Raw genomic sequence first — 20,937 nt, 5'->3', positions numbered from 1 at the left:
CTCAGGACGGCCGCCCGCACACGGACAGCCGTGGTCAGCCGTTGGCGAGCGCCTGTACCCGGTCCAGTGCCCCGTTGAACTTGTCGTGGTCCCCGACGGTCGGGCCGGAGGACGTGTACTGCCACATCGTGTAGTACGACCATCCCGCGGGCAGGGTCCCGGGGTCGGAGGCGTAGCGGGCGATCCACAGCGGGTTGTTGCCGGCGAAACCGCCGTAGTTGCCGGTGCACTGGGTCCACCAGCTGGTGGCGGTGTAGATGACGGCGTCCCGGCCCGTTCGCGCCTTGTAGGTGTTCAGGAAGTCGGCGATCCAGCCGACCATGGCACTGGCGGACTTGCCGTAGCAGGCGGCGCCGTACGGGTTCCACTCGATGTCGAGCGCACCGGGCAGGGTCTTGCCGTCCCGGGACCAGCCGCCGCCGTGGTCGACGAAGTAGTTGGCCTGGGTCGCGCCGCTCGTGGTGTCCGGGGTCGCGAAGTGGTAGGCGCCGCGGATCATGCCGACGTTGTAGGAGCCGTTGTACTGCTGGGCGAAGTACGGGTTCGTGTAGTACGTGCCTTCCGTGGCCTTGGTGTAGGCCCAGCGGACGCCGCTGCTCCACAGGGTGCTCCAGGCGACGTTGCCCTGGTAGCCGGCGACGTCGACGCCCTCGGTCTGGGTGACGTCACCGGTGGTGGGGGTGCCGCTTCGGCCGTCGTGGGCGAGGACGCCCATGCCCATGTGGGCGGAGCCGCGGGTGGGGGTGGTCGCGGCCTGGGCGGTGGTGAGGGGGAGGGTGAGGGAGAGCGCCGCGAGCAGGGCCGTGACGAGGACGGCGAGGGGACGCGGGCGGATGGAGCCGGGTCTGTGCACGGGCATGGCGTGCCTCCGGGAGTGGGGTGGGGGGAACCGTGGAGCGACCGCAGACGTACTGGACGTGCGCATGCCATTAATTGCCTGATAAAGAAGCTACGCACGTAGATGACGGCGTGGGAAGGGGGTCCGGAGGCTGCCGTTGGTCTACGCCTGCGAAATACTTACGGAGCTGCGGCAATGACGTCGTTTGACGGAAACTTTCAGGACGGCGAAACCGATCAGGGGTGCTGACGTGCACGAGGACGAGAACGACGGCGGACATCACGCCGCCGGCCAGGTGACACCGAGTGGTGCAGACCAGGAATTCCTGGCCCTGGAGCGCGAGTTGAGCGTGTTGCTCAGGCGCGCCCGGGCCAGCCAGGGCGAGATGGCCCGCGAGGTCCACCCCGACCTGGAGTCCGCCGCGTACGGCCTGCTCATCCGCCTCGACGAACTCGGCGGCCAGCGCGCCACCGAACTCGCCGCCTACATCGGCGTCGGCAAGGCCACGATGTCCCGCCAGCTGCGCGCCCTGGAGGAGCTGGGCCTGATCGCCCGCACGCCCGACCCGGCCGACGGCCGCGCCTGGCTGGTCACCCTCACCGAGGAGGGCCGCCGCCGCGTCGGCACGGTCCGCGAGGCCCGCCGCGCCCGCTACGTCCGCCAGCTCGCCCACTGGGACCGCCGCGAGGTGTCCGAACTGGCCCGGCTGCTGAACCAGTTGAACCGGGTCATGGAGAAGTAGGAAACAGCCGGGGGAGCAGGCCGGCCTCCCGGCGGCCTCACAACTCCACGTACACCACCGTCGCGTCGTCGTGCGTCTTGCTGCGCCCCAGGAACGCCCGCTCGTCGAGGTCCGCCACTTCCAGCTCACGGACCCGGTCGACCAGGCAGTGGGCGCCCTCCTTGGCGACCAGGCCGAACAGGGCCGTCCAGTCGCCCTCGTGGAACTTCTCCGTCCAGCGGGCCGCCCCGTCCGTCAGCGCGGCCAGGGCCCGCACCTCGCGCCGGGCCACGGTGCCGCTCACCGCGCGGGAGGCGACCGCGGGGTCCGCGGCGGCCGTGAAGAACCCGCCCTCCTTGTTGCGCAACCGGGCGTCGATCAGGGCGTCGCTGGCCAGGGCGGAGCGGGGCAGCCGGGCGAGACGGTCGTCCAGGACCTCCCTGACCGTGCCGTCGGGGGACTGCAGGAGCAGCACCGAGTCGGACAGGACCAGGTACTCCAGGGTGTCGGCGGACCAGCGGGTCACGACGACGGTCGCCTGAGGGGTTCGCGGGTGAGAAAGCTCACAGGTTTGAGCATGCGCTTCGGCGGTTCGGCCGATCGCCCGCGAGAGAATCTCCGGGAGCGTCAGATCTCGGCCGGAAAGGGTCAGTTCGGTCAGCGCGCCGCCGAGCCGCGCCGTGAACCACGGAACGGAATGCAGACACCCCGTCCCGTCCCGAGGAGGCGTCACCCCGTCCAGCAAGATCACGCAACCTCCCTGACCGGAGGCGGGTAGTCCGACGCCGGCGAAGTCCTCGTTGGGGCGGGTCGTGTCACCGGGTTCCGAAACGAGATCAGTGCGCATCCGGCCAGTCTGCACGACCCCTTCACAGGCTTCGCCAAAGGCTGGCAACCGCCGTCGAACGGGCACGCTCACCCAGGTCAGGCGCCTGGTTTGGGGGTAAATGGGGAGCTCCGGAAAGGCGTGGTGGCGAATACTGCCAAAGCCTGCCGCCCGCGTCCAACCGGCCCGCTGAACAAGACCACTGCACGGGCCAGAGGAACTTGCCCGCCAACTCTCCTCCGATGTTCACTCCTTCGGGTGGCGGGTCAGGTGATGCGCGACCACTGCCCACCGGCGCTGGGAGGGTCGGGAACCGTACGAACACGGGTGTACGCACCACTTGGCACCAAGACCACGGGGCGCCACCCGGGCCCTTGGGTAGACGAGTTCAGGATTGCGAGCACCGGTGCAGAAGAAGCGGCCTCGGCGCACAGGCAGGCAGACGGCCCCCGAGGGGGTCGCCGAGCAGACCCCCGTGGGCACCGGCCGCCCCACCCATGTGCGCACCCGGCTGATCGTCGCCGTGGCCGTGGTGGCCGCCGCCATCGCCGGAGCCGGGGCCCCCGCGCTGCTCACCGCCTCCCAGGACCTCAGTGACTCGCAGGACCTGGTGACGCTGGCCACCCGCACCCAGGACGCACTCGCGCTCGCCCACTCGCTGGCCGACGAACGCGACGAGGTCACCTCCTACGTCGCCGCGGGCCGGCCCAGGTCCAAGGCTCCCTCCGAGCAGCGCAGCGCCCGCGTCGACCGTCAGGTGGAGGACCTGAGCGCCGACGCCGACGCCCCGGCCTCCCTGCGCTCCGAACTGGCCGGCATCGCGGCCCTGCGCCGCGCCGCCCTCACCGGCAAGTCGAGCGCGCTCCAGACCCACCAGGCCTACTCCGCCACGATCGCCGAGCTGCACCGGCTCGCCGAGGACCTGGCCGAGCAGATGCCCCCGCGGGCCGGCTCCGGCGCGCACGCGCTCGCCGAACTGGACTCCGCCGTCCAGCAGTCCGCCGCCGCCCGCGGCCTGCTGCTGGCCGCGCTCAACATCCCGGCCACCACCCGGACGGTGATCAACCCCGTCACCGGCCTGGCCACCACGACCACCGCCCCGAGCGAGGCCGAGCGCAAGCAGCGCGACGCGCTCACCGCCGCCGCCCAGCAGGCCCGCCTGCGCGCCGACGCGGCCCTCGCCGACTTCCGCGAGACCGCGCCCAAGGCGGCCGTCGACTCCTACGACTCCACGGTCACCGGACCCGAGGTCAACTCCGCCGAGAAGTACCTCGCGGCCCTCACCGACCAGCCCTCGCTCTCCGACACCGAGACGACCCCCGGCACCAAGAAGCTGGACGCGGCCCTGTCCGCCCGTGTGGACCTCATGCGGGGCGCCGAGTCGGCCCTCTACGACCACCGCACCAAGGACCTCGAGGGGCTCCGGGACGACGACGTCACCGCCCTGGAGATCCGGGTCGCCGTCCTCGGCGCCCTGATGCTGGTCGCCGTCGGCATCGCCGGCGCCATGGCCCGCACCCTCACCCGCCCGCTGTCGGTCCTGCGCCGCGGCTCGGCCCGCCTGGCCGGGGCCGAGGACCCGACGGCCCAGGAGCCGATCGCCTTCACCGGCCGCAACGACGAGTTCGCCCAGGTCGTCCGCTCGGTCAACGCCCTGCACACGCACGCCGTCGCCCTGCACGAGCGCGTGACCACCCTGGAGACCGACCGCAAGCACCTGGTCGGCCAGCGGCAGAAGATGGCCGACGCCCGTGAGGAACTGCACGCCGAACTCAACGAGTCGGCCGCCCAGCTGGAGCGGCTGCGCACCAGCATCGGCGGTACGTTCGTCAACCTCGCCCTGCGCACCCTGGGCCTGGTCGAGCGCCAGCTGGCCGTCATCGAGGGCCTGGAGGAGCGCGAACACGACCCCGAGCGCCTCGCCACCCTCTTCAAGCTCGACCACTTCGCCACGGTCATGCGCCGCCACAGCGAGAACCTCCTGGTCCTCTCCGGCACCGAGCACGTGCAGCAGCACCACGGCCCGGTCCCGCTGGTCGACGTGGTCCGCGCGGCGGTCAGCGAGATCGAGCGCTACGAGCGCGTCCGCATCGCCGCCCTGCCCCCGCACGCCCACGTGGCGGGCTTCGCGGCCGACGACCTCTCCCACCTCCTTGCCGAACTCATGGAGAACGCCACCTCGTTCTCCCCGCCGGACCTGCCCGTGGAGGTCTCCGGCTGGCTGCTGGAGAGCGGTGAGGTGATGCTGTCGGTCCAGGACGAGGGCATCGGCATGGCGGCGGACCGCCTGGACCGCCTCAACTCCCGCCTGGCCGAGTTCGACCCCGACTCGCCCTACGACCAGGAGGGCGAGGACGGCCTGGGCCTCGGTCTGTACGTCGTGGCCCGACTCGCCCACCGCCACGGCGTCCGCGTCCAGCTGCGCGAGCAGAAGCAGGGCGGGGTGGCCGCGGTCGTCGTCCTTCCCCAGCCCCTCCTCACCGAGGCCCCGTCCGCAGCGACCCCGCAGACCGCCCTCCTCTCCGACACCACCCAGACCGTCTCCCTCCCGGGCGCCGACGCCGAGGCCAACTCCAACGTCCTGCGCTCCCGCCCGAAGCACCCGGACCCGCTGGTGGCCCTGGCGGAGAGGGCGGCCCGCGAGGCGGAGCAGACCACCCCGGAGGCGGCCGGGACCACGGCCGCGGCCGCACAGCAGGATCCCGGGAACGTCGCAGAGCAGACGGAGGCGGGGACAGCCGAACCTGAGTCCGGGGACGACGGGTTGCTCGCGCAGGCGGATGCCCCTGCCCCGGAGTTCGGGGTGGGCGGGTTGCTCGCCGAGGCGGGTGCGGCCGTCCCGGAGTCCGGCGACGGCGCGTTGCATGCGCAGGCGGAAGCCTCCGTCCCGGAGCTCGGGGACGACGGGTTGCTCGCGGAGGCGGGTGCGGCCGTTCCGGAGTCCGGCGACGGCGGGCTGTACGCGCAGGCGGATGCCTCCGCCCCGGAGGCCGCGAGTGCCGAGGCGCGCGCCGCGGGGGATGCCGTCGGCCCGGAGACCGGGACCACCGAGCCGGACGCCCAGGCACGCGCAACCGGGCCGGACGTCCAGGCGCGGGTCGCCGAGTCGGACGCCGAGGACGCCGAGGCGCGCTCCGCCGACCCGGATTCCGGCATCGGTGAGACGCACATGCGGGCCGAGGCTCCCGAGCCGGGCCTCGCGGAGTCGCCGGCCCGGCCGAAGGAGCCGCTGGAGACCTTCGCCGAGACGACGATGGAGCTGCTGCTCCCGGAGATCGCAACGGATCCCGCGGCCGCCGATGGCGAGGACGCCCCGCTGGGGCCACCCGCACCCGACGACGAGAGCCGCACCGGTGGTGCGGGTGGGCACGACCACGCCGACGGCGAAGCCGAGGCGGTCACCAGCAAGGGCCTCCCCAAGCGCACCCCGAAACTCACCAGCCCCACCCAGCCCCCGCGCCAGCGGGCCCGCTCGGTGGACGCCGAAGCCCTCCGCCGCAGGCTCGGCGGCTTCCGCCAAGGAGCACAGGCCGGCCACCGGGACGTAGAGGCAGAGATCGCAACACGCACCGAACAAGCCACGGGGGGAACAGCCGAGGAGGCAAGCAGTTGACCGCGCCCAGTACCTACGGCCTGAGCAGTGAAGCCCGCAACCTGCACTGGCTTCTGACCAACCTGGTCGAGGAAGTACCCGGGATCCAGTCCGTCGCAGTCGTCTCCTCGGACGGCTTGCTCCTGCTCTCCTCCGACCCCGCGCGGACGGCAGAGGCCAGGCAGAAGCGGCCGGCCAGGGGCCCCCGGGGTTCCTCCGCCGACCTCGCCACCATCGTCTCCGGTCTCGGCAGCCTCACCGTCGGCGCCGCCCGGCTGATGGACTTCGGCGGGGTCAGGCACACGATGATCGCGATGGACGAGGGCAGCCTCTTCGTGATGTCGATCAGCGACGGCTCGCTGCTCGGCGTGCACGGCTCCGCGGAGTGCGACATGAGCGTGGTGGCCTACCACATGGCTCTCTTCGTGGGCCGTGCCGGTCACGTCCTGACCCCGGAACTCCGCAGCGAGCTGCGGAAATCCATGGAGGCCGAGTCGACCGGGAGCCCCCGATGAGCGGCCCGGCCAGGAGGCACCGGCTCCCTGTGCGCGGCGGCGACCGCAAGCCGGCCCGCGTCCGTCCCTACTCGCTCACCGGCGGCCGTACCCGCTTCGGGCACGTCCTCCTCGTGGAGACGTTCGTGGGAAGCACGGCGGGCACCGCCGCCCTCCAAGCACCCGGGGCACGCAAGGAACTGACAAGTGCGCCGCTCTCCCGGGTCATGCCGGAGATGCGGGCCATCGTCGAACTGTGCCGCCGTATGCGCACGGTGGCCGAGATAGCCGCGCTGCTGAGAATGCCGCTCGGCGTGGTCCGTGTCCTGCTCAGCGACCTTGCGGACCAGGGAAAGATCCGTGTGTACGGCACCGGAACCGGTCACGGCACCGGCCGCCCGGACCGCGTTCTGCTGGAAAGGGTGCTGAGTGGACTCCGCCGTCTCTGACGCCACCGGCGTCAGCCCCCTCGTCGCCGGTTTCGCCGAGCCCGACGAGGACCTGAAGGCCTGGCAGAGGGACCGTAACCGGGCCCCCGTCGCCACGAAGATCGTGGTCGCGGGCGGCTTCGGCGTCGGCAAGACCACTCTGGTCACCACCGTCTCGGAGATCACGCCGCTGCAGACCGAGGCGCTGATGACCGAGGCGAGCGAGGGCACCGACGACCTCTCCGCCACGCCGGGCAAGCTGACCACCACGGTCGCCATGGACTACGGCCGCATCACGCTCGACGACGACCTGGTGCTCTACCTGTTCGGCACGCCCGGCCAGCAGCGGTTCTGGTTCATGTGGGACGACCTGGTGCGCGGCGCGATCGGCGCCGTCGTGCTGGCCGACACCCGCCGCCTGAAGGACTGCTTCCCGGCACTGGACTACTTCGAGAGCTGCGGGCTGCCGTACGTCGTCGCGGTCAACCACTTCGACGACAGCGAGCTGTTCGAGCCGGAGGACGTGCGCGAGGCACTGACGATCCCCGCGCACATCCCTGTCATGATCATGGACGCGCGGCGCCGGATCTCGGTGATCGAGACCCTCCTGGCCCTGGTGGGCCACGCGCTGGACGAAACCCCCGAGTAGTCCCCAGCCCCCGTAGGAGAACCACCCGCATGCGGAAGATACTCGTCGTCGGAGCCGGCCAGTCCGGACTCCAGCTCGCCCTCGGTCTGCAGTCCCACGGCTACGAGGTCACCCTGATGTCGAACCGGACCGCGGACGAGATCCGCGTCGGCCGGGTCATGTCGACGCAGTGCATGTTCGACACGGCCCTGCAGCACGAACGCGATCTCCAGCTGAACTTCTGGGAGTCCCAGGCCCCGAAGATCGAAGGACTCGGTGTCTCGGTCGCCGCCCCCGGCTCCTTCGACCCGGGCCCCTCGCAGCGCGCGATCGACTGGGTGGGCCGGCTCGACGGGCACGCGCAGTCGGTCGACCAGCGCGTGAAGATGGCCGGCTGGATGGAGACGTTCGCCCAGCGCGGCGGCCAGCTGGTCATCCACGGCGCGGCGGTCGGCGACCTCGACTACTTCTCCCGGACCTACGACCTCGTCCTGGTCGCGGCCGGAAAGGGCGAACTGGTGTCGATGTTCGGCCGCGACCCGGAGCGTTCCCCGTACAACGAGCCGCAGCGCGCCCTCGCGGTGTCGTACGTCCACGGGCTCGGCCCGCGCCCCGAGCACCCGGAGTTCGACGCGGTCCGCTGCAACGTGGTCCCCGGTGTCGGGGAGATGTTCATCATGCCGACGCTCACCACCTCCGGCCGCGCCGACATCCTGTTCTGGGAGGGCATACCCGGCGGCCCGCTCGATGTCTTCAACGGCGTCAAGGACCCGGCGGAGCACCTCTCCCTGACCCTGGAACTCATGGAGACGTTCGTTCCGTGGGAGTACGCGCGGGCCACGAAGGCCGAATTGACCGACGCCGGGGGCACGTTGGCGGGCCGCTACGCCCCGACCGTGCGCAACCCCATCGGCCGGCTGCCCTCCGGCGGACTGGTCCTCGGCGTGGCCGACGTGGTCGTGGCCAACGACCCGATCACCGGGCAGGGCTCCAACTCCGCGTCCAAGTGCGCGGCGGCCTACCTCGCCTCGATCCTGGAACGGGAGGACAAGCCGTTCGACGAGGAGTGGATGCAGAGTACGTTCGACCGGTACTGGGCGACTGCGTCGCATGTGACCAAGTGGACCAACGCGATGCTGGCGCCGCCGCCGGAGCACGTCCTCAACCTCCTCGGCGCGGCCGGTCAGCTGCCGCCGGTGGCTGATCGTTTCGCCAATGCATTCAACGATCCGGCCGACTTCGAGAACTTCTTCTACGAGCCGGAGAAGACGGGCGCTTATCTGGCCTCGGTCGCCGGAGCGTGACGGGCTGCTGACCAGCAATCCGACCGCCGTTACCTGTCGTTGCTGGTTGATGTCGGTCGCCCTCGGACTGCCCAGAGACGGCCCCGGTGTGCTGCCGGGGTCGCCTCCAGCGACGGCGTACGCGCGCAACAGCCGAGCGGTCGGGTCTCTGCCTGTATGCAGCCCGGCTGCCTTGTCACACCCCCCGGAGCGTTTCGTGTCACGTCAGCGTGACAAGGAATCTGCCGGGGACGGCTCGTGAGGGGGAGACTGTTCAAGGTGAATGCTGTACTGCAGCAAGTCTTGACAATCATCGGCGTACTCGCTGGCGTCGTTGCTTCCTACGGAGCGGCGACCATGACCGAGCGATCCAAATGGAAGAGGTCTCAGTCCACTCGGTGGGATGAGAAGCGCCTTACTGCTTACAGTGAATATGCCAATGCTGTGAAGCTGAGTGTGCGGGTGTGCTATCGGATCGCAGCCGGCAGGAATCTTGTGCCGGCAGGCCAACCCATTGATCCTGAAGCTGGCGTGATCGCGCTTGCTGAAATAGAGAACGAGCGTGCCGCTAAATGGGAGACGGTCCTGCTGTTAGGTGAACCGGCAACGATATCGGCGGCTCGCACATGGCATGAGTCCGTGTGGAGACTGGAGATGCTCACTCGGAGGCAAGGCGTAGATTCTGCCACTTTCGTTGCGGCCTATAAGGAGAGTGTGCGATTGCGGAACGTTTTCTATGCGAAGGCTCGTTGCGATCTAGGTGTGTTGAGTGGAGAAATACCGTCGCCCACCTTCGGTAGTCTGCGGCTGTGATTGATTCCGATGGCTGGACGGGCGGCCGAAGGAGTGAAGGGCTGGGTCTCTGACCTACAGCCGTGCAATCGATCAACGCCGCGACCGGCGGTTTAGCTGTCGATGCTTGTCAGCGTTGGTCGTCGGCGAGCACTTTTCGACGGCCCCTGGGGGGTAGTCCGGGGGCCGCTGGTGCTTCCCGCCGTTTAGCCCCTTCTATGTGAACTACGGGCACCAGGAGTGCCCCCTCTTGCCACCCCGCCAGCCCTGGAGGTCTGTGGTTCAAGAGCCGATGGCATTCAAAATGGCCTGGAGTTGTTCTTGGGATATGCGGCCGGAACTGTTGACTGCCTGTCCGGTCCGGGCGTCGTAGGTAACGCCGTTGTCGCAGTACAGGTAGCGGACCGGGAGCCCGAAGTCGGCATCGGAGGTGCAGTACAGCGTCGGCGCAAGCGTAGCGGCAGTCGTCGACATCATGGCTGACGCCGCAGCGCTGGAGGGAGCAGCGAGGCCGGCCATGCCCGCACTTGCCAGGACGAAAACGACGGTAACCCGCATTGTTCGACTGATGCTTGGGGAGATCTTCATGGCGGTTTGCGGTTTCATTGGTTGCGAACTGGGCGAGTATTGGACCTCAATCCGATCGCATCCAGGTTCTGGGATTGGGTCCAGCAATTCCCCGGAGCCAGTTCATTCGTGCAGCTCTTGTTGACGGTGCAACGGTATCGGCTCCAAGGGGGCTTCTCTCCCAGCACATCATGGAGCTCTCAATGGCGCAAATGGGCAGTGCAGTAGATGTTCCGCATGCGCTGTCATGTTTTCTGTGGAGTCTGCGACGATGCGAACAACCCCAAACCTTGGTCCGCGCCCCACTGGTGAGGTATTCAACTGCACTCGGCAGACGCACTGTGAGGTCAGCGGAGCCTGAATGGCTCAGTCAAGCGGGCTTCCTGAACACTGGAGCCCGAGCTTGGAAGATCGCGTAGGCGGATCCGGTCTGAGCTGTCAATTCGCTGACTTGCGGATTCTCGGGTCGCACTCCGGTGTTCCCCGCTACTCCCCGCCGCTCGCCGCCCCATCGGGCACGTGGGAGGCGCGGTGCATGCTCGTCGGTCGCTGTTGCGTGACCTACGGCTCACCCCACTCGGGGACGCACATCATGCTGTGAGCCGGCACCACGGGTTCGCTCGGCAATGGATCGATTCCGCGAACCCGTACGGCCACGATGTCGGCGGGGGTGGCAGATCGGGTCGGGAGTCTCGTCAAGCGCCACCTGAAGGCCTCTGGGACGTCCTTGGCGGGCAGTTCCACCATGGCGAGGCTGACCCATCGGTCGTAGTTGGTGGGGTACACGCGAATCGAAGTGCCGCATTCCTGGCAAACCGGTGACTCGATCCATGTCACGTCGTCGGGGTCGGGGTCGGGCCTGGGGGCGGCTGTGGCCCCGTCGGCCTCGGCCATCTCGTTGGCGAGGATGTTCCAGCACTTCTCGCAGTACCTCGCCATGAGGTCGATTCGCCCTCGCTCGCGAACGGTAGGGCTTGCGTCACCGCAGCGGTCACATGCGAACTGGTCTTGATCGGATAAATCCCCCATGTTTCCAAGTGTGGTTGATTCCGACTGGATCCCAGTAGGTCGCGATTTGGTCTCGTTCAACGGTCACGCACTCGCGTGGCCGGCGGAGCCTCAGTGACTGCGGCAAGTCGGCGTGGCGCCGTTCATCGACTGGCGACGACGCCACGCTGGCATTGCAGTCTGGCCCCATCTCCATCAGGTCGATCACGAGGAGTCGGCGGCATCGGTCAACCGGCTGGAATTCTGGGCCGACGGTCCGCTGAGGTTCGGCGCTGACCGCTGCTGTTCGCGTCTGTTGGTGTCAGCCGTGGGTGTCACCCTGCCAAGCCCCTCTTGACAGCTCGACCCGTCGCGGTCAGCCCACTCGTCATCGTTCCCCTGAAGACGATTGTGAACTGCTGACCGGCGTCGGAGGCCCCGCAGGCGGCCCAGCCCACTGCCGATCGAGGCCGTGGCGGGTATGTGGCAGAAGGGCACGGCAGACTGCGGTCATGTGGATAGCAACGGCAGTGATGGCGCTGGTCTTCGTGCTCGGGTTGGCCTCCGCGGTTGTTCAGGCTCGCAAGGGCCGGTGGTGGAGGGCTGGCGCGGTCTTCCTTCCTGTCCTCGGCATGGTGGTGATGCTGCTTGGCGGCGTGGAGCGGCAGGTCGCGTCGCTCTTCTGGCTGGGATGCCTGTTCGTCGTGGCTGGCTTCGGCGCAGAGGCCATGGCCTACTGGAGGACTCGAACTCTTGAAAGGGAGCAAATGGGCCAGTGACGGAGTCACGCGTCGATGAGCTGGAACTTTGATGGGCGCGTCAAGCCCATCGTGCCCCCGCACCGACGTACCACCTCGACCCACCACTCTCCCCGGCTCGTACGGTCGGATCATCTACGCGAACGTACGAGCGGCTCTGAGAGCTGCCGTTGACGACGGATGCCTGAGCCGTAACCCGGTCTCCGCGCGATCCGTGAAGCCGCCGGCGCTCGACCCCAAGCGCGTGGTGCCCTGGTCGGCAGAGCGGGCATTCGCCGTACGGGCAACGATGCCGGAACGGTACCGGGCCATGGTCGACCTGGGAGCGGGCTGCGGCGTGCGCCAGGGGGAGATCCTGGGTACCGCCGTCGGTTCGGCCGATTTCGACTCCGACACGCTGCACGTGGTTCAACAGCTCAAACTCGGCCGCAGCAAGCCCGTGTTCGCGTTGCCCAAGGGCGGCAAGACCAGGGATGTACCGCTTCCCGGCCCCGTGGCCGACGTGCTCAGGGCCCACATGAAGCAGTGCCCCCGGTTGAGATCACGTTGCCCTGGAGAACGCCTGAGGGGCCGACGGTGACCCGGCGGCTCGTGAGCACGGCATGCATGCACTGAGGCACTTCTACGCGTCCGCGCTCCTGGATGGCGGGGAGAGCATCAAGGCAGTCAGCGAGTATCTCGGGCACAGCAACGCTGCCTTGACGCTACGGATCTACGCTCACCTCATGCCGAGCAGCCAGGAGCGGACCCGTACGGCGATCGCGACGGGCTACGTCACGGCTCAACGTTCTGTCTGACGGCCCACAGACGGTCCACGGCCCCGTACAGGGAGCCCAGTTCGGTAGGATCAGCTGGTAGTAGAAGCCGTGCGGTGCCGTGGGACTGCTTCTCCGAGCCGGAGAAGACGGGCGCCTGCCTGGCCTCGGTCGCCGGCGCCTGACGAGCCTCTGACCTGCGGTCGGGCCGTCGTTGTCGACAGACGGTTCACGTGAGGTCCTGCGGGGTCCCTGGTGCGGCCGGCTCCACGGGCCGCCGGGTGAGCCACAGGTCGTTGACCGAGCCGGGGGAGCCTGTCGGTGAGCGCTGTGGCAGCTCTGCGGCGCGTGCCGGACGTTTGCGGACAGCGGATGCCGAGAGGGACAGCGCGCGTCGGTGGGTCCGATGCGCGCGTCCTGGGCCGGTCCCACGGGGAGGATCGATGATGACGAGGGCGAGTTGCCTGCGTTCCAGGATGTCCCCGGCGGTGGCGGCGTGATCCGGCCGAGCGGCGGGATGCTGCACCACGTCGAGATCTGGGTGCCCGACCTCGGCCGGGCCGCCGTCTCCTTCGGCTGGCTGCTGGAGGCGCTGGGATACACGCCGTTCCAGAGCTGGAGCAACGGGCGCAGCTGGCGGCTCGGGGCGACCTACCTGGTCTTCGAGCAGTCCCCGGCCCTCACCGCGGGTGAGCACGACCGGTGCCGGCCCGGGCTGAACCATCTGGCGTTCCATGTCGAGGACGCCCGCACCGTGGAGGCGCTGGTCTCCGAGGGACCGCGACACGGCTGGAGCCTGATGTTCCCCGACCGCCACCCGCACGCCGGCGGCGAACAGACCTACGCCGCCTACCTGGAGAACACCGACGGCTTCGAGGTCGAACTCGTTGCCGTCACCCCCTCCGAACCAGCCTGACGGGCGCTCACCCCGGATACGGGTCTGAACGGCGAGGCACGTTCCCCCGGCCGCTCCCCCCCCGCATGCCTGCTCCGTGTGCGGAGCCGCAGGTCAGGAAGAACCCCGAGTCCTTTGGGGGCCGTCGGGGCGTACGGCGCCCAGTACCGGAAAGGACGCCAGAGGGGAGAGCTTCACCTTCTCGCCGGTTCTCGGGGCCTGTACGACGGTGCCGGCCCCTACGTACATCGCCACATGGGTCGCCTCGGGGAAGTAGACGACCAGGTCGCCGGGGCGGAGTTCGGCCAGGGGGATTCTCCTCAGGCGGGACCACTGTTCCTGGCTGGTGCGGGGGATCGGGGTGCCCGCGTGGTCCCAGGCCTGGGAGGTCAGGCCCGAGCAGTCGTAGGACCTGGGGCCCTGGGCGCCCCACTGGTACGGCTTGCCGATCTGGTCCATGGCGTACTGGACCGCGCGGTTGCCTTCGTCGGACGCCGGCCGGCTGTCGTCGAGGGCGCCCGAGTCCGTGAGCTTCTGCTGGGCGTCGGCGACGCCCTGCTGCTCCAGTCTGGTCACCGCCCCCAGCTGATCCGGAGTGAGCGTGGCGAGGAGCCGCTCGACGTCGGCGAGCCTGGTCCGCACGGCGTCGCGTTCCCTCTTCTGCCGGTCGGCGAGGGCGAGCCGGGTGTCCAGGGCCTTGCGGGCCGCCCGGGCCAGCGCGTCCTTCCTCTTCTCGGTACCGGTCAGCCGCGCCACCGTCTCGGCGCGCTCGCGGGCCAGCTGTCCGATGACATGCCCCTCGTCCAGCGCGTGCTGCGGGTCGCGGGCGAGCAGCAGGCGGACGTAGGGGGAGAGGTCGGTGCTGCTCTGGTACTGCTGCCGGGCCAGGCGCCCGACGTCGGTCCGGCTGCCCTGCAGGGCGAGCCGGGCGCGGGCCAGTTCGCCGTCGACGCGGGTCACCTCGGCCTGCTGCCGCCTGAGCCTCACCGCGGTGGCGTTGTAGGTCTCGGTGGCCTGTTCGGTCTGCCGGTACAGCTGCTGAAGGTCCGTCAGCAGCTGGGAGACGGACCGTTGCGGGGCGGGTGCGGCCGTCGCCGGTACGGGTGCGAGGACGACTTGGGCCGCCACCGTGGCCGTACACGCCAGGCGCAGAAGCACTCCTGACACGTCATCACCTCCGGTGCGCAGCGGACGGACCGTCCGCCCACTGCCGCATCGTGATAATCAGACGTGTAGGTGCGCAGTGCGGAGCATGTGTGCGCCGTTCGGCGCAACGTTCTCACCCGGTCGGGTCACCCGGCTTGCCGGACGGCTCACTGTCCGGCTTGGACCAGGGCCACCTGAGGCGGCCGCGGCCCAGCACCCCCTCGGGGTCGTACCGGTACTTCCATCCCTGCACCAGGCCCAGCTTGCTGCTGTGCCCCCTCGGCACGCGGCGGTAGACGAGCACGGTGGGCGGGCCGCCGGCCGCGTCCGGGACGGGGATGCGATACGTCTTCGGGGGGTGGCCGGTCATGCCCACCAGCACGGGCAGCACGCGCCCGTCCATGGGGCCGCCCTCGAAGGGGGTGTCCTGACTCTTCACGGCTTCAGTCTCGGCCATCCTCGGCGAGCGCGCCGACGAGGGCCGCCGTCTGCGGGTCGCGCCCGGCGGTCACCGTGAGGACGGCCACGAACTGCTCGACCAGCCAGTCGCGCAGCTCGTCGGCCGGGGGCTGTTTGTCCTCGTCCAGCCAGATCAGCGAGGCCGCCTCCACCGCCGTGATCCACATCCGGACGGTCATGCGCAGCCGCGGGCCGGGATCGGAGACGCCGAGATGGCTGAAGATGTGCTCGGCGGCGGCCCGGCGCACCCCGTCCACTATGGCCGTGGTCCGGGACGTCTCCACCACGCTGCCGCCCTGGAGCAGCGCACTGAAGCCGGTGTCGTGCTCGTCGACGAAGGTCAGATAGCGGTCGAGGACCCGGGAGAGGCGGGTCAGCATGGGGCCCTGCCGGGGCTCGTCGAAGCAGTGCTGCAGCTCCTCGGCCGCGGACCTGAGCGCGGCCTCGTACAGCTGCTGCTTTCCGCCGGGGAAGTACCGGTACACCAGGGGGCGCGAGACCCCGGCCGCCTCGGCCACGTCGTCGAGCGAGATGTCCTCCGGGGCGCGGTGCGCGAAGAGGGACAGCGCCGCGGCGAGGAGCTGGCTGCGGCGTTCCTCGACGCTGAGCCGGCGGTAGGCGGGGGTGGCGGCCTGCGGGGTCATGTCCGGCAGCGTAACCGGGCGGACCGGACCGTGCCGGGCGGAGCGGACCGTGCCGGGCGGACCGGCCCCGGCGCGTGGCCGGAACCGGTCTCCCGGGCGATCAGCCCCGTGGGCGTGGGACTAGGTGACGGCCTTGAAGCTCATGACGCCGAAGGGGAACTGGTCGGGCTTCTTCACGCCCCAGTTCATCGACCAGACCTGGCCCTTGCAGCCCGTCTTCGAGTACAGGTTGAGCATGTGCGGAGAGTTGTTGTTGATCGACCGCACCGCCACGGAACGGCTGTTGTTGCACTTGCCGAACTGGGGGTTCACCTTCCCGTACCGGCCCGTGTAGTGCTCCTTGGACCACACGCACGTGTAGTTGGTCTCGCAGTCCCCGCTCGCTGCGTGGGCGGGAGTGGTCATGACGGCCACGCCGATGCATCCGGCCGCGGCCATCACCCCCGCCGAGCGAGTGATGCGCTTGAGGAAAGTCACTGGATAAATCCCCGTAGATTTGAAGTCAGTTGACGATCGCGACCGCGAATAGTCGGATGATCACCACGGTCGCCCCGTCAGTCTAACCATCCACCTACGCCAGCAGCCCGGAGGACCTCCACAGTCTCCGGCCGGCCCCGCGCAGCACCCCGATGTCGTCCAGGAAGTCCGTCAGGCGCTTCGCGCCCGTCTGCATGACCTCCCGGCGGTGTCCGCTGGCCTTCACCTGGGCCATCGCCTCCCGCTTGTCGAGGCCGACGTTGGTGTACACCTCGGGGTTGACGAAGGCCACCGAGAAGATCCGCGCGAACTCGCCGGAGGTGACCCGGGTGAACTCCTGCGACCACTTCGGTGCCGTCAGCATCTGGCGGCGCAGCTCCTCGCGGGCGTAGCGGACGTGCCGGGCCTCCTCGACCACGTGGATCCGGGTGACCCCGCGGATCAGGGGCTGCACCCGCTCGTCCGGGAAGGTCAGCCGCTGCATCCAGTCCAGCACCTCCTCGCCGAGCAGCGTGGCGGTGAAGGAGCCGGGGGTGGTCGAGATCGTCTTGAACAGGCGGCCGAGGTTCAGGTGTGCCCGGCTCACCGGGTACCAGGGGGCGTCGCCCCGCGCGATCAGCCGCGCGAACATCTTCGAGTGCCGGCACTCGTCCTCGATCTCGGTGAGGGCGTACCGCACATGCGCGCTCGTCGCCGCCTTGTCGTAGATGTGCCGGACGAGCAGCTGCATCAGGATGAGTTCGAACCAGATGCCCAGCGAGGCGAGCGCGGCGGCCTCGTGCTGCGACAGCAGGATCCGCTGTTCCTCGCCCATCCGCTTCCACAGTGGTGTGCCGTAGAGCGAGACCAGCTCCGGCGGCCAGAACCACTTGCCGTCCTCGAAGGGCGCGTCCCAGTCCAGCTCCTTGTCCGGGTCGAAGGAGTGCTTGGCGGAAGAGACGAGCAGCCGTTCGGCCACCTGTTCGCGGTCCTTGAGCAGGCCGAGCGCGTCGCGCAGTCCGTCCACCGCGTCCGCCTCCGTCAGGGTCGTCATGGCTCCCTCACCTCGTTACCCGGGGTACATCGTCCGCCTCTTATGAGACTGCTTGTCAGCAAGGCCGTCAATCCCCTGCACATGACTTGTTGACTCGGCGTCTACGTGTGAGCCTGCGGAGTATGCCGACCTACGACCTGTACGCCAACGAGCCCGCAGACTCCCCGTGGCAGGTGCCCGCGACCGGCGCGGCCCGTTTCAGCTGGGAGTACGACGAGGGCCGGGACCGCTTGCTCGCCCTGTACCAGAAGGGCAAGGACAAACAGTGGGACGGGCAGAAGCGCATCGAGTGGGACCTGGAGGTGGACCCGTACGACCCGCTCGGCACCCCCGACGAGTCGATGGCGCTCTACGGAACCCCCTACTGGGCCAAGCTCACCGACAAGGACAAGGGCGACCTGCGCCGGCACTACGCCTCCTGGCAGTTCAGCCAGTTCCTGCACGGCGAGCAGGGCGCGATGATCTGCGCGGCACGGATCGTGGAGTCGGTGCCCGACCTGGACGCCAAGTTCTACTCGGCGACCCAGACGATGGACGAGGCCCGGCACGCCGAGATCTACGGCCGTTTCCTGCACGAGAAGATCGGGATGCTCTACCCGATCAACGACAACCTCCAGTCCCTCCTCGGCGACACCCTGCGCGACAGCCGCTGGGACATGCCCTACCTCGGCATGCAGGTCCTCATAGAAGGCCTGGCCCTTGCCGCGTTCGGCATGATCCGCGACACCACCACCAAGCCGCTCCCCAAGCAGATCCTCGCCTACGTCATGCAGGACGAGGCCCGGCACGTGGCTTTCGGCCGCATGGCGCTGCGCGACTACTACCAGCAGCTCACCGACGCCGAACTGCGTGAGCGCGAGGAGTTCGTCATCGAGGGCTGCTATCTGATGCGCGACCGGCTGCGCGGCACCGAGGTCCTGGAGAACTTCGGCATCCCCAGGGCGGAGGCCGGGCGGCTCAGCGAGAACTCCGAGTTCCTCCAGCTCTTCCGGCGCCTCCTCTTCAGCCGCATCGTGCCCTGCGTCAAGGACATCGGGCTGTGGGGCAGGCGGCTCCAGGAGGCCTATGTCGACATGGGTGTCTTCGAGATGGGCGACTCGAACCTGGACCTGCTGATGGCCCAGGACGAGGAGATCGCCGAGCAACTCGACGCCGAACGCTTCGCCACGGAGGAGCTGGAACGGGTGGCGGAGGTGCACGAGGCGATCGAGTCGGGGGCGGCCGAGGCCTGACGGCTGTCGGGTGCGGTGCGGGCCCGGTCACCCGGGTGCAGTAGCGTGCTGGCGTGTCCATGCCTCCTGCGCCGCAGCAGCCGCCGTACCCGCACCAGCCCCAGCAGCCGCAGTACCCGTACGGCGGGCAGCCCCCGCAGCCCCCGGGGCCGTACGGCACCCCGTACCCCCAGCAGCAGCCGTACCCTCCGCAGCCCTATCCGCAGCAGCAGTACCCCGGGTGGGGCGCGCCGCCCATGGGGCCGCCGCCGAAGAAGCGCCGGGTCGGTCTGGTGCTCGGGATCGTGGGCGGGGTCGTCGCGGTCGGCATCGCGGGGGTCCTGCTGCTCGGGGCGCTGTTCGAGAGCGGCTTCCCCACGGCGAAGAACAAGCTCACCCTGCCCAGGACGCTCGCCGACGGCCGTTTCGAGCTGGCCCAGGATCTCTCCGACACCGCGGGGCAGCAGATCGAGCAGGAGGCCGACGGCGCCTGGGACGCCAAGGACGTCGTCGCCGTCATCGGCCGGTACAGCGTGGGTGACGACGTCACCAAGGGGCAGCTGGTGATCTCCGGCATGTTCGGCCGGTTCAGGAACACCGACGAGGCCCGCGGCAACATGCTGAAGGGCGCCGGCCGTGCGGACGGCGTGACGGTGGCCGTGGCGCGAAGGGACTTCACCCAGGACGGCGCACCCACGATCAGCTGTGAGGTGCTCACCCAGAAGAAGCTCGGCGTGACCATGACCTATCCGCTGTGTGCTTGGAACGACGGCAATACGGGCGCCGCGGTCGCGGTGATGACCCCCAAGACGGCCCATCAGGACCCGTCGGACGTGGACCTCGCGTTCTATGCGAAGTTCACCCGCCAGATCCGTTCCGAGACGGTCCAGCCGATCGGCTGACCGCCGCCGCCTCCTCGGGCTGCCCGGGCCCGGAGGACTCACGATCCGAGAACGGCCCGCATCACCTCCTTCGCGATCGGTGCCGCATCCCCGCCCCCGCTGATCTCGCCCCGGTCCGCCGCGGCGTCCTCGACCACCACCGCCACCGCGACCTTCGGTTCCAGGTCGGCATCGGCCTGCGCCCAGGAGACGAACCAGGCGTACGGCACACCGGAGTTGCCGACGCCGTGCTGGGCGGTGCCGGTCTTGCCGCCGACCGTGGCACCCGGGATGGCCGCATTGGCGCCGGTGCCCTCGCTGACCACGTCGGTCATCAGCTCCCTCAGCCGTACGGCCGTCGACGGGCGCATCACCTGCCGGTCGGGCCGTACCCAGTCGCCCAAGAGCGTCTCGCCGCCCCGCCGGGTGGTCCGCTCCACCAGGTACGGCGCCCGCAGCCGGCCGCCGTTGGCCACGGCCGCCGCGACCATCGCCATCTGCAGCGGGGTCGCCCGCGTGTTGTACTGCCCGATCGAGGACAGCGCCAGCTGGGCCTTGTCCACATGCGTGTCGAAGGTGCTGGGGGAGACGGGGAAGGGGATCCTCAGCCGGCTGTCGTTGAAGCCGAACGCCTGGGCGGTGGCCGACATGTTCTCCACTCCGACGTCCACGCCCAGCTTGGCGAAGACCGTGTTGCACGACCACGTGAAGGCCTCCCGCACGGAGGCGTCGCGGCAGCCGTCGCCCTCGTTGATCAGCCGGGTGGTGGTGCCGGGCAGCCGGTAGGGGTCGGGGGAGCGGGTGGCGCCGTCCAGGTCCGTGACTACGCCCGCGTCCAGGGCGGCCGCCGCGGTGACCACCTTGAACGTCGACCCCGGCGGATAGGTCTGCACGACCGCCCGGTTGAGCATCGGCTTCTCCGGGTCGTGGTTGAGCCGCTCCCACGCCGAGGCCGTCGCCTCGCTGTTGCCGGACAGCTCGGCCGGGTCGTACGACGGCGTCGACACCAGCGCCAGCACGCGGCCGGTGGTCGGCTCGATCGCGGCCACCGCGCCCTTGCGCCCTCTCAGTCCCTGGTACGCCGCCTGCTGTGCACGCCGGTCCAGGGTGGTGACCACGTTTCCGCCGGGGCTGGGCCGTCGCGTCACGTCGTGCCACAGCGGGAAGGGCGCGAGCATCGGGTCGCTGCCGGAGAGCACCCCGTCCTCCGCGTTCTCCAGGAGCGAGGCGCCGTACATCTGCGAGGCGAAACCGGTGACCGGGGCGTACAGCGGCCCGTTCCGGTAGGTGCGCTCGTAGCGCAGCTGCTCCCTGGTGTCCTTGGAGCCGGTGACCGGCTCGCCGCCGACCAGGATGTCGCCGCGCGGCTGCTGGTAACGGGCGATCGTGGGGCGGCGGTTGGCCGGGTTGGCGTCGTAGGAACCGGCCTGGACGACCTGGACGCGGGCGGCGTTGGCGAGCAGGGCCACCAGCAGCAGGGCGCAGAACGACCAGGCGTGCCGGATGTACCTGGCCATCGGCC

21 protein-coding genes and 1 pseudogene are annotated in these 20,937 nt (G+C 69.6%); 12 read left to right on the top strand and 10 right to left on the bottom strand.

What is annotated here, in order from left to right; genetic code table 11:
• Positions 1 to 34: 34 nt before the first annotated feature.
• On the bottom strand, positions 35 to 859 hold the full coding sequence (locus AB0H32_RS03870) for a lysozyme (protein WP_361113716.1): 825 nt from the start codon (positions 857 to 859) through the stop codon (positions 35 to 37).
• A gap of 229 nt (positions 860 to 1,088) precedes the next feature.
• Between AB0H32_RS03870 and AB0H32_RS03865 the strand changes: the two genes are divergently transcribed.
• Positions 1,089 to 1,580, top strand: coding sequence for a MarR family transcriptional regulator (locus tag AB0H32_RS03865; protein ID WP_361113713.1), 492 nt, complete (start codon positions 1,089 to 1,091; stop codon positions 1,578 to 1,580).
• A 37-nt stretch (positions 1,581 to 1,617) separates the two neighbouring features.
• Here AB0H32_RS03865 and AB0H32_RS03860 read toward each other — a convergent pair whose 3' ends face one another.
• Complete coding sequence (locus AB0H32_RS03860) at positions 1,618 to 2,406, bottom strand: hypothetical protein (protein WP_361113710.1); 789 nt, start codon at positions 2,404 to 2,406, stop codon at positions 1,618 to 1,620.
• A gap of 385 nt (positions 2,407 to 2,791) precedes the next feature.
• Here AB0H32_RS03860 and AB0H32_RS03855 point away from each other — a divergent pair, with 385 nt between their 5' ends.
• The 6 genes from AB0H32_RS03855 to AB0H32_RS03830 all read left to right on the top strand — a co-directional run bounded on the left by AB0H32_RS03855 (position 2,792) and on the right by AB0H32_RS03830 (position 9,623).
• A complete protein-coding gene (locus tag AB0H32_RS03855) occupies positions 2,792 to 5,998 on the top strand; it encodes a nitrate- and nitrite sensing domain-containing protein (RefSeq protein WP_361113708.1) in 3,207 nt (1,068 codons plus the stop codon).
• A complete protein-coding gene (locus AB0H32_RS03850; RefSeq protein WP_361113705.1) occupies positions 5,995 to 6,492 on the top strand; it encodes a roadblock/LC7 domain-containing protein in 498 nt (165 codons plus the stop codon). The genes AB0H32_RS03855 and AB0H32_RS03850 overlap by 4 nt, the downstream gene beginning before the upstream one ends.
• Complete coding sequence (locus tag AB0H32_RS03845) at positions 6,489 to 6,920, top strand: DUF742 domain-containing protein (RefSeq protein ID WP_361113702.1); 432 nt, start codon at positions 6,489 to 6,491, stop codon at positions 6,918 to 6,920. Before AB0H32_RS03850 ends, AB0H32_RS03845 begins: the two co-directional genes overlap by 4 nt.
• A complete protein-coding gene (locus AB0H32_RS03840) occupies positions 6,901 to 7,548 on the top strand; it encodes an ATP/GTP-binding protein (protein ID WP_361113699.1) in 648 nt (215 codons plus the stop codon). Before AB0H32_RS03845 ends, AB0H32_RS03840 begins: the two co-directional genes overlap by 20 nt.
• 29 nt (positions 7,549 to 7,577) lie before the next feature.
• Positions 7,578 to 8,831, top strand: a complete 1,254-nt coding sequence (locus tag AB0H32_RS03835; protein ID WP_361113696.1) for a styrene monooxygenase/indole monooxygenase family protein — start codon at positions 7,578 to 7,580, stop codon at positions 8,829 to 8,831.
• Between the two features lie 258 nt (positions 8,832 to 9,089).
• Positions 9,090 to 9,623, top strand: a complete 534-nt coding sequence (locus tag AB0H32_RS03830) for a hypothetical protein (protein WP_361113693.1) — start codon at positions 9,090 to 9,092, stop codon at positions 9,621 to 9,623.
• A 261-nt stretch (positions 9,624 to 9,884) separates the two neighbouring features.
• Here AB0H32_RS03830 and AB0H32_RS03825 read toward each other — a convergent pair whose 3' ends face one another.
• Together AB0H32_RS03825 and AB0H32_RS03820 are read right to left on the bottom strand one after the other, a co-directional pair.
• A complete protein-coding gene (locus tag AB0H32_RS03825; RefSeq protein ID WP_361113690.1) occupies positions 9,885 to 10,190 on the bottom strand; it encodes a hypothetical protein in 306 nt (101 codons plus the stop codon).
• 540 nt (positions 10,191 to 10,730) lie between these two features.
• Positions 10,731 to 11,063 (bottom strand): DUF6083 domain-containing protein, encoded by a 333-nt coding sequence (locus AB0H32_RS03820; protein ID WP_361113982.1) that lies wholly within the window; start codon positions 11,061 to 11,063, stop codon positions 10,731 to 10,733.
• A 605-nt stretch (positions 11,064 to 11,668) separates the two neighbouring features.
• On the opposite strand from AB0H32_RS03820, the gene AB0H32_RS03815 reads away from it, so the two are divergent.
• From AB0H32_RS03815 to AB0H32_RS03805, 3 genes and pseudogenes are all read left to right on the top strand, one after another.
• Complete coding sequence (locus AB0H32_RS03815) at positions 11,669 to 11,935, top strand: hypothetical protein (protein ID WP_361113687.1); 267 nt, start codon at positions 11,669 to 11,671, stop codon at positions 11,933 to 11,935.
• A gap of 88 nt (positions 11,936 to 12,023) precedes the next feature.
• A pseudogene (locus AB0H32_RS03810) lies at positions 12,024 to 12,711 on the top strand (site-specific integrase); the annotation flags it as partial.
• A gap of 475 nt (positions 12,712 to 13,186) precedes the next feature.
• A complete protein-coding gene (locus AB0H32_RS03805) occupies positions 13,187 to 13,585 on the top strand; it encodes a VOC family protein (protein WP_361113979.1) in 399 nt (132 codons plus the stop codon).
• A gap of 93 nt (positions 13,586 to 13,678) precedes the next feature.
• Here the strand turns inward: AB0H32_RS03805 and AB0H32_RS03800 are convergent, their stop codons facing one another.
• The 5 genes from AB0H32_RS03800 to AB0H32_RS03780 form a co-directional block, all read right to left on the bottom strand.
• Positions 13,679 to 14,731, bottom strand: coding sequence for a C40 family peptidase (locus AB0H32_RS03800; protein WP_361113684.1), 1,053 nt, complete (start codon positions 14,729 to 14,731; stop codon positions 13,679 to 13,681).
• 112 nt (positions 14,732 to 14,843) lie between these two features.
• Positions 14,844 to 15,149, bottom strand: coding sequence for a hypothetical protein (locus tag AB0H32_RS03795; protein WP_361113681.1), 306 nt, complete (start codon positions 15,147 to 15,149; stop codon positions 14,844 to 14,846).
• A 4-nt stretch (positions 15,150 to 15,153) separates the two neighbouring features.
• Positions 15,154 to 15,813 carry a TetR/AcrR family transcriptional regulator gene (locus AB0H32_RS03790; protein ID WP_361113679.1) on the bottom strand — a complete coding sequence of 220 codons (660 nt, stop codon included), beginning with the start codon at positions 15,811 to 15,813 and terminating at the stop codon, positions 15,154 to 15,156.
• A 120-nt stretch (positions 15,814 to 15,933) separates the two neighbouring features.
• Positions 15,934 to 16,290: a peptidase inhibitor family I36 protein gene (locus AB0H32_RS03785; protein WP_361113676.1), complete on the bottom strand. Its 357-nt coding sequence runs from the start codon at positions 16,288 to 16,290 to the stop codon at positions 15,934 to 15,936.
• A 94-nt stretch (positions 16,291 to 16,384) separates the two neighbouring features.
• A complete protein-coding gene (locus AB0H32_RS03780) occupies positions 16,385 to 17,323 on the bottom strand; it encodes a diiron oxygenase (RefSeq protein WP_361113673.1) in 939 nt (312 codons plus the stop codon).
• Between the two features lie 122 nt (positions 17,324 to 17,445).
• On the opposite strand from AB0H32_RS03780, the gene AB0H32_RS03775 reads away from it, so the two are divergent.
• Entirely contained in the window at positions 17,446 to 18,555 is a 1,110-nt protein-coding gene (locus AB0H32_RS03775) for a ferritin-like domain-containing protein (RefSeq protein WP_361113670.1), read from the top strand.
• 59 nt (positions 18,556 to 18,614) lie between these two features.
• Positions 18,615 to 19,436 carry a hypothetical protein gene (locus AB0H32_RS03770; RefSeq protein WP_361113976.1) on the top strand — a complete coding sequence of 274 codons (822 nt, stop codon included), beginning with the start codon at positions 18,615 to 18,617 and terminating at the stop codon, positions 19,434 to 19,436.
• A gap of 38 nt (positions 19,437 to 19,474) precedes the next feature.
• Here the strand turns inward: AB0H32_RS03770 and AB0H32_RS03765 are convergent, their stop codons facing one another.
• Positions 19,475 to 20,932: a penicillin-binding transpeptidase domain-containing protein gene (locus AB0H32_RS03765; protein WP_361113973.1), complete on the bottom strand. Its 1,458-nt coding sequence runs from the start codon at positions 20,930 to 20,932 to the stop codon at positions 19,475 to 19,477.
• Positions 20,933 to 20,937 lie beyond the last annotated feature (5 nt).

The sequence above is a fragment of the Streptomyces sp. NPDC020362 genome (assembly GCF_040642095.1).
Classification (GTDB): Bacteria; Actinomycetota; Actinomycetes; order Streptomycetales; family Streptomycetaceae; genus Streptomyces.
Note: the sequence above shows the minus strand (reverse complement) of the source record. Positions and strands in the feature narration are given on the sequence as shown.

Bases quoted from the DNA above. Each gene is read 5' to 3' on its own strand.
- AB0H32_RS03870 (WP_361113716.1), bottom strand. From the start codon at position 859: ATGCCCGTGCACAGACCCGGCTCCATCCGCCCGCGTCCCCTCGCCGTC.
- AB0H32_RS03860 (WP_361113710.1), bottom strand. From the start codon at position 2,406: ATGCGCACTGATCTCGTTTCGGAACCCGGTGACACGACCCGCCCCAAC.
- AB0H32_RS03845 (WP_361113702.1), top strand. From the start codon at position 6,489: ATGAGCGGCCCGGCCAGGAGGCACCGGCTCCCTGTGCGCGGCGGCGAC.
- AB0H32_RS03835 (WP_361113696.1), top strand. From the start codon at position 7,578: ATGCGGAAGATACTCGTCGTCGGAGCCGGCCAGTCCGGACTCCAGCTC.
- AB0H32_RS03825 (WP_361113690.1), bottom strand. From the start codon at position 10,190: ATGAAGATCTCCCCAAGCATCAGTCGAACAATGCGGGTTACCGTCGTT.
- AB0H32_RS03820 (WP_361113982.1), bottom strand. From the start codon at position 11,063: ATGGCCGAGGCCGACGGGGCCACAGCCGCCCCCAGGCCCGACCCCGAC.
- AB0H32_RS03815 (WP_361113687.1), top strand. From the start codon at position 11,669: ATGTGGATAGCAACGGCAGTGATGGCGCTGGTCTTCGTGCTCGGGTTG.
- AB0H32_RS03805 (WP_361113979.1), top strand. From the start codon at position 13,187: ATGCTGCACCACGTCGAGATCTGGGTGCCCGACCTCGGCCGGGCCGCC.
- AB0H32_RS03790 (WP_361113679.1), bottom strand. From the start codon at position 15,813: ATGACCCCGCAGGCCGCCACCCCCGCCTACCGCCGGCTCAGCGTCGAG.
- AB0H32_RS03780 (WP_361113673.1), bottom strand. From the start codon at position 17,323: ATGACGACCCTGACGGAGGCGGACGCGGTGGACGGACTGCGCGACGCG.
- AB0H32_RS03775 (WP_361113670.1), top strand. From the start codon at position 17,446: ATGCCGACCTACGACCTGTACGCCAACGAGCCCGCAGACTCCCCGTGG.
- AB0H32_RS03770 (WP_361113976.1), top strand. From the start codon at position 18,615: ATGCCTCCTGCGCCGCAGCAGCCGCCGTACCCGCACCAGCCCCAGCAG.
- AB0H32_RS03765 (WP_361113973.1), bottom strand. From the start codon at position 20,932: ATGGCCAGGTACATCCGGCACGCCTGGTCGTTCTGCGCCCTGCTGCTG.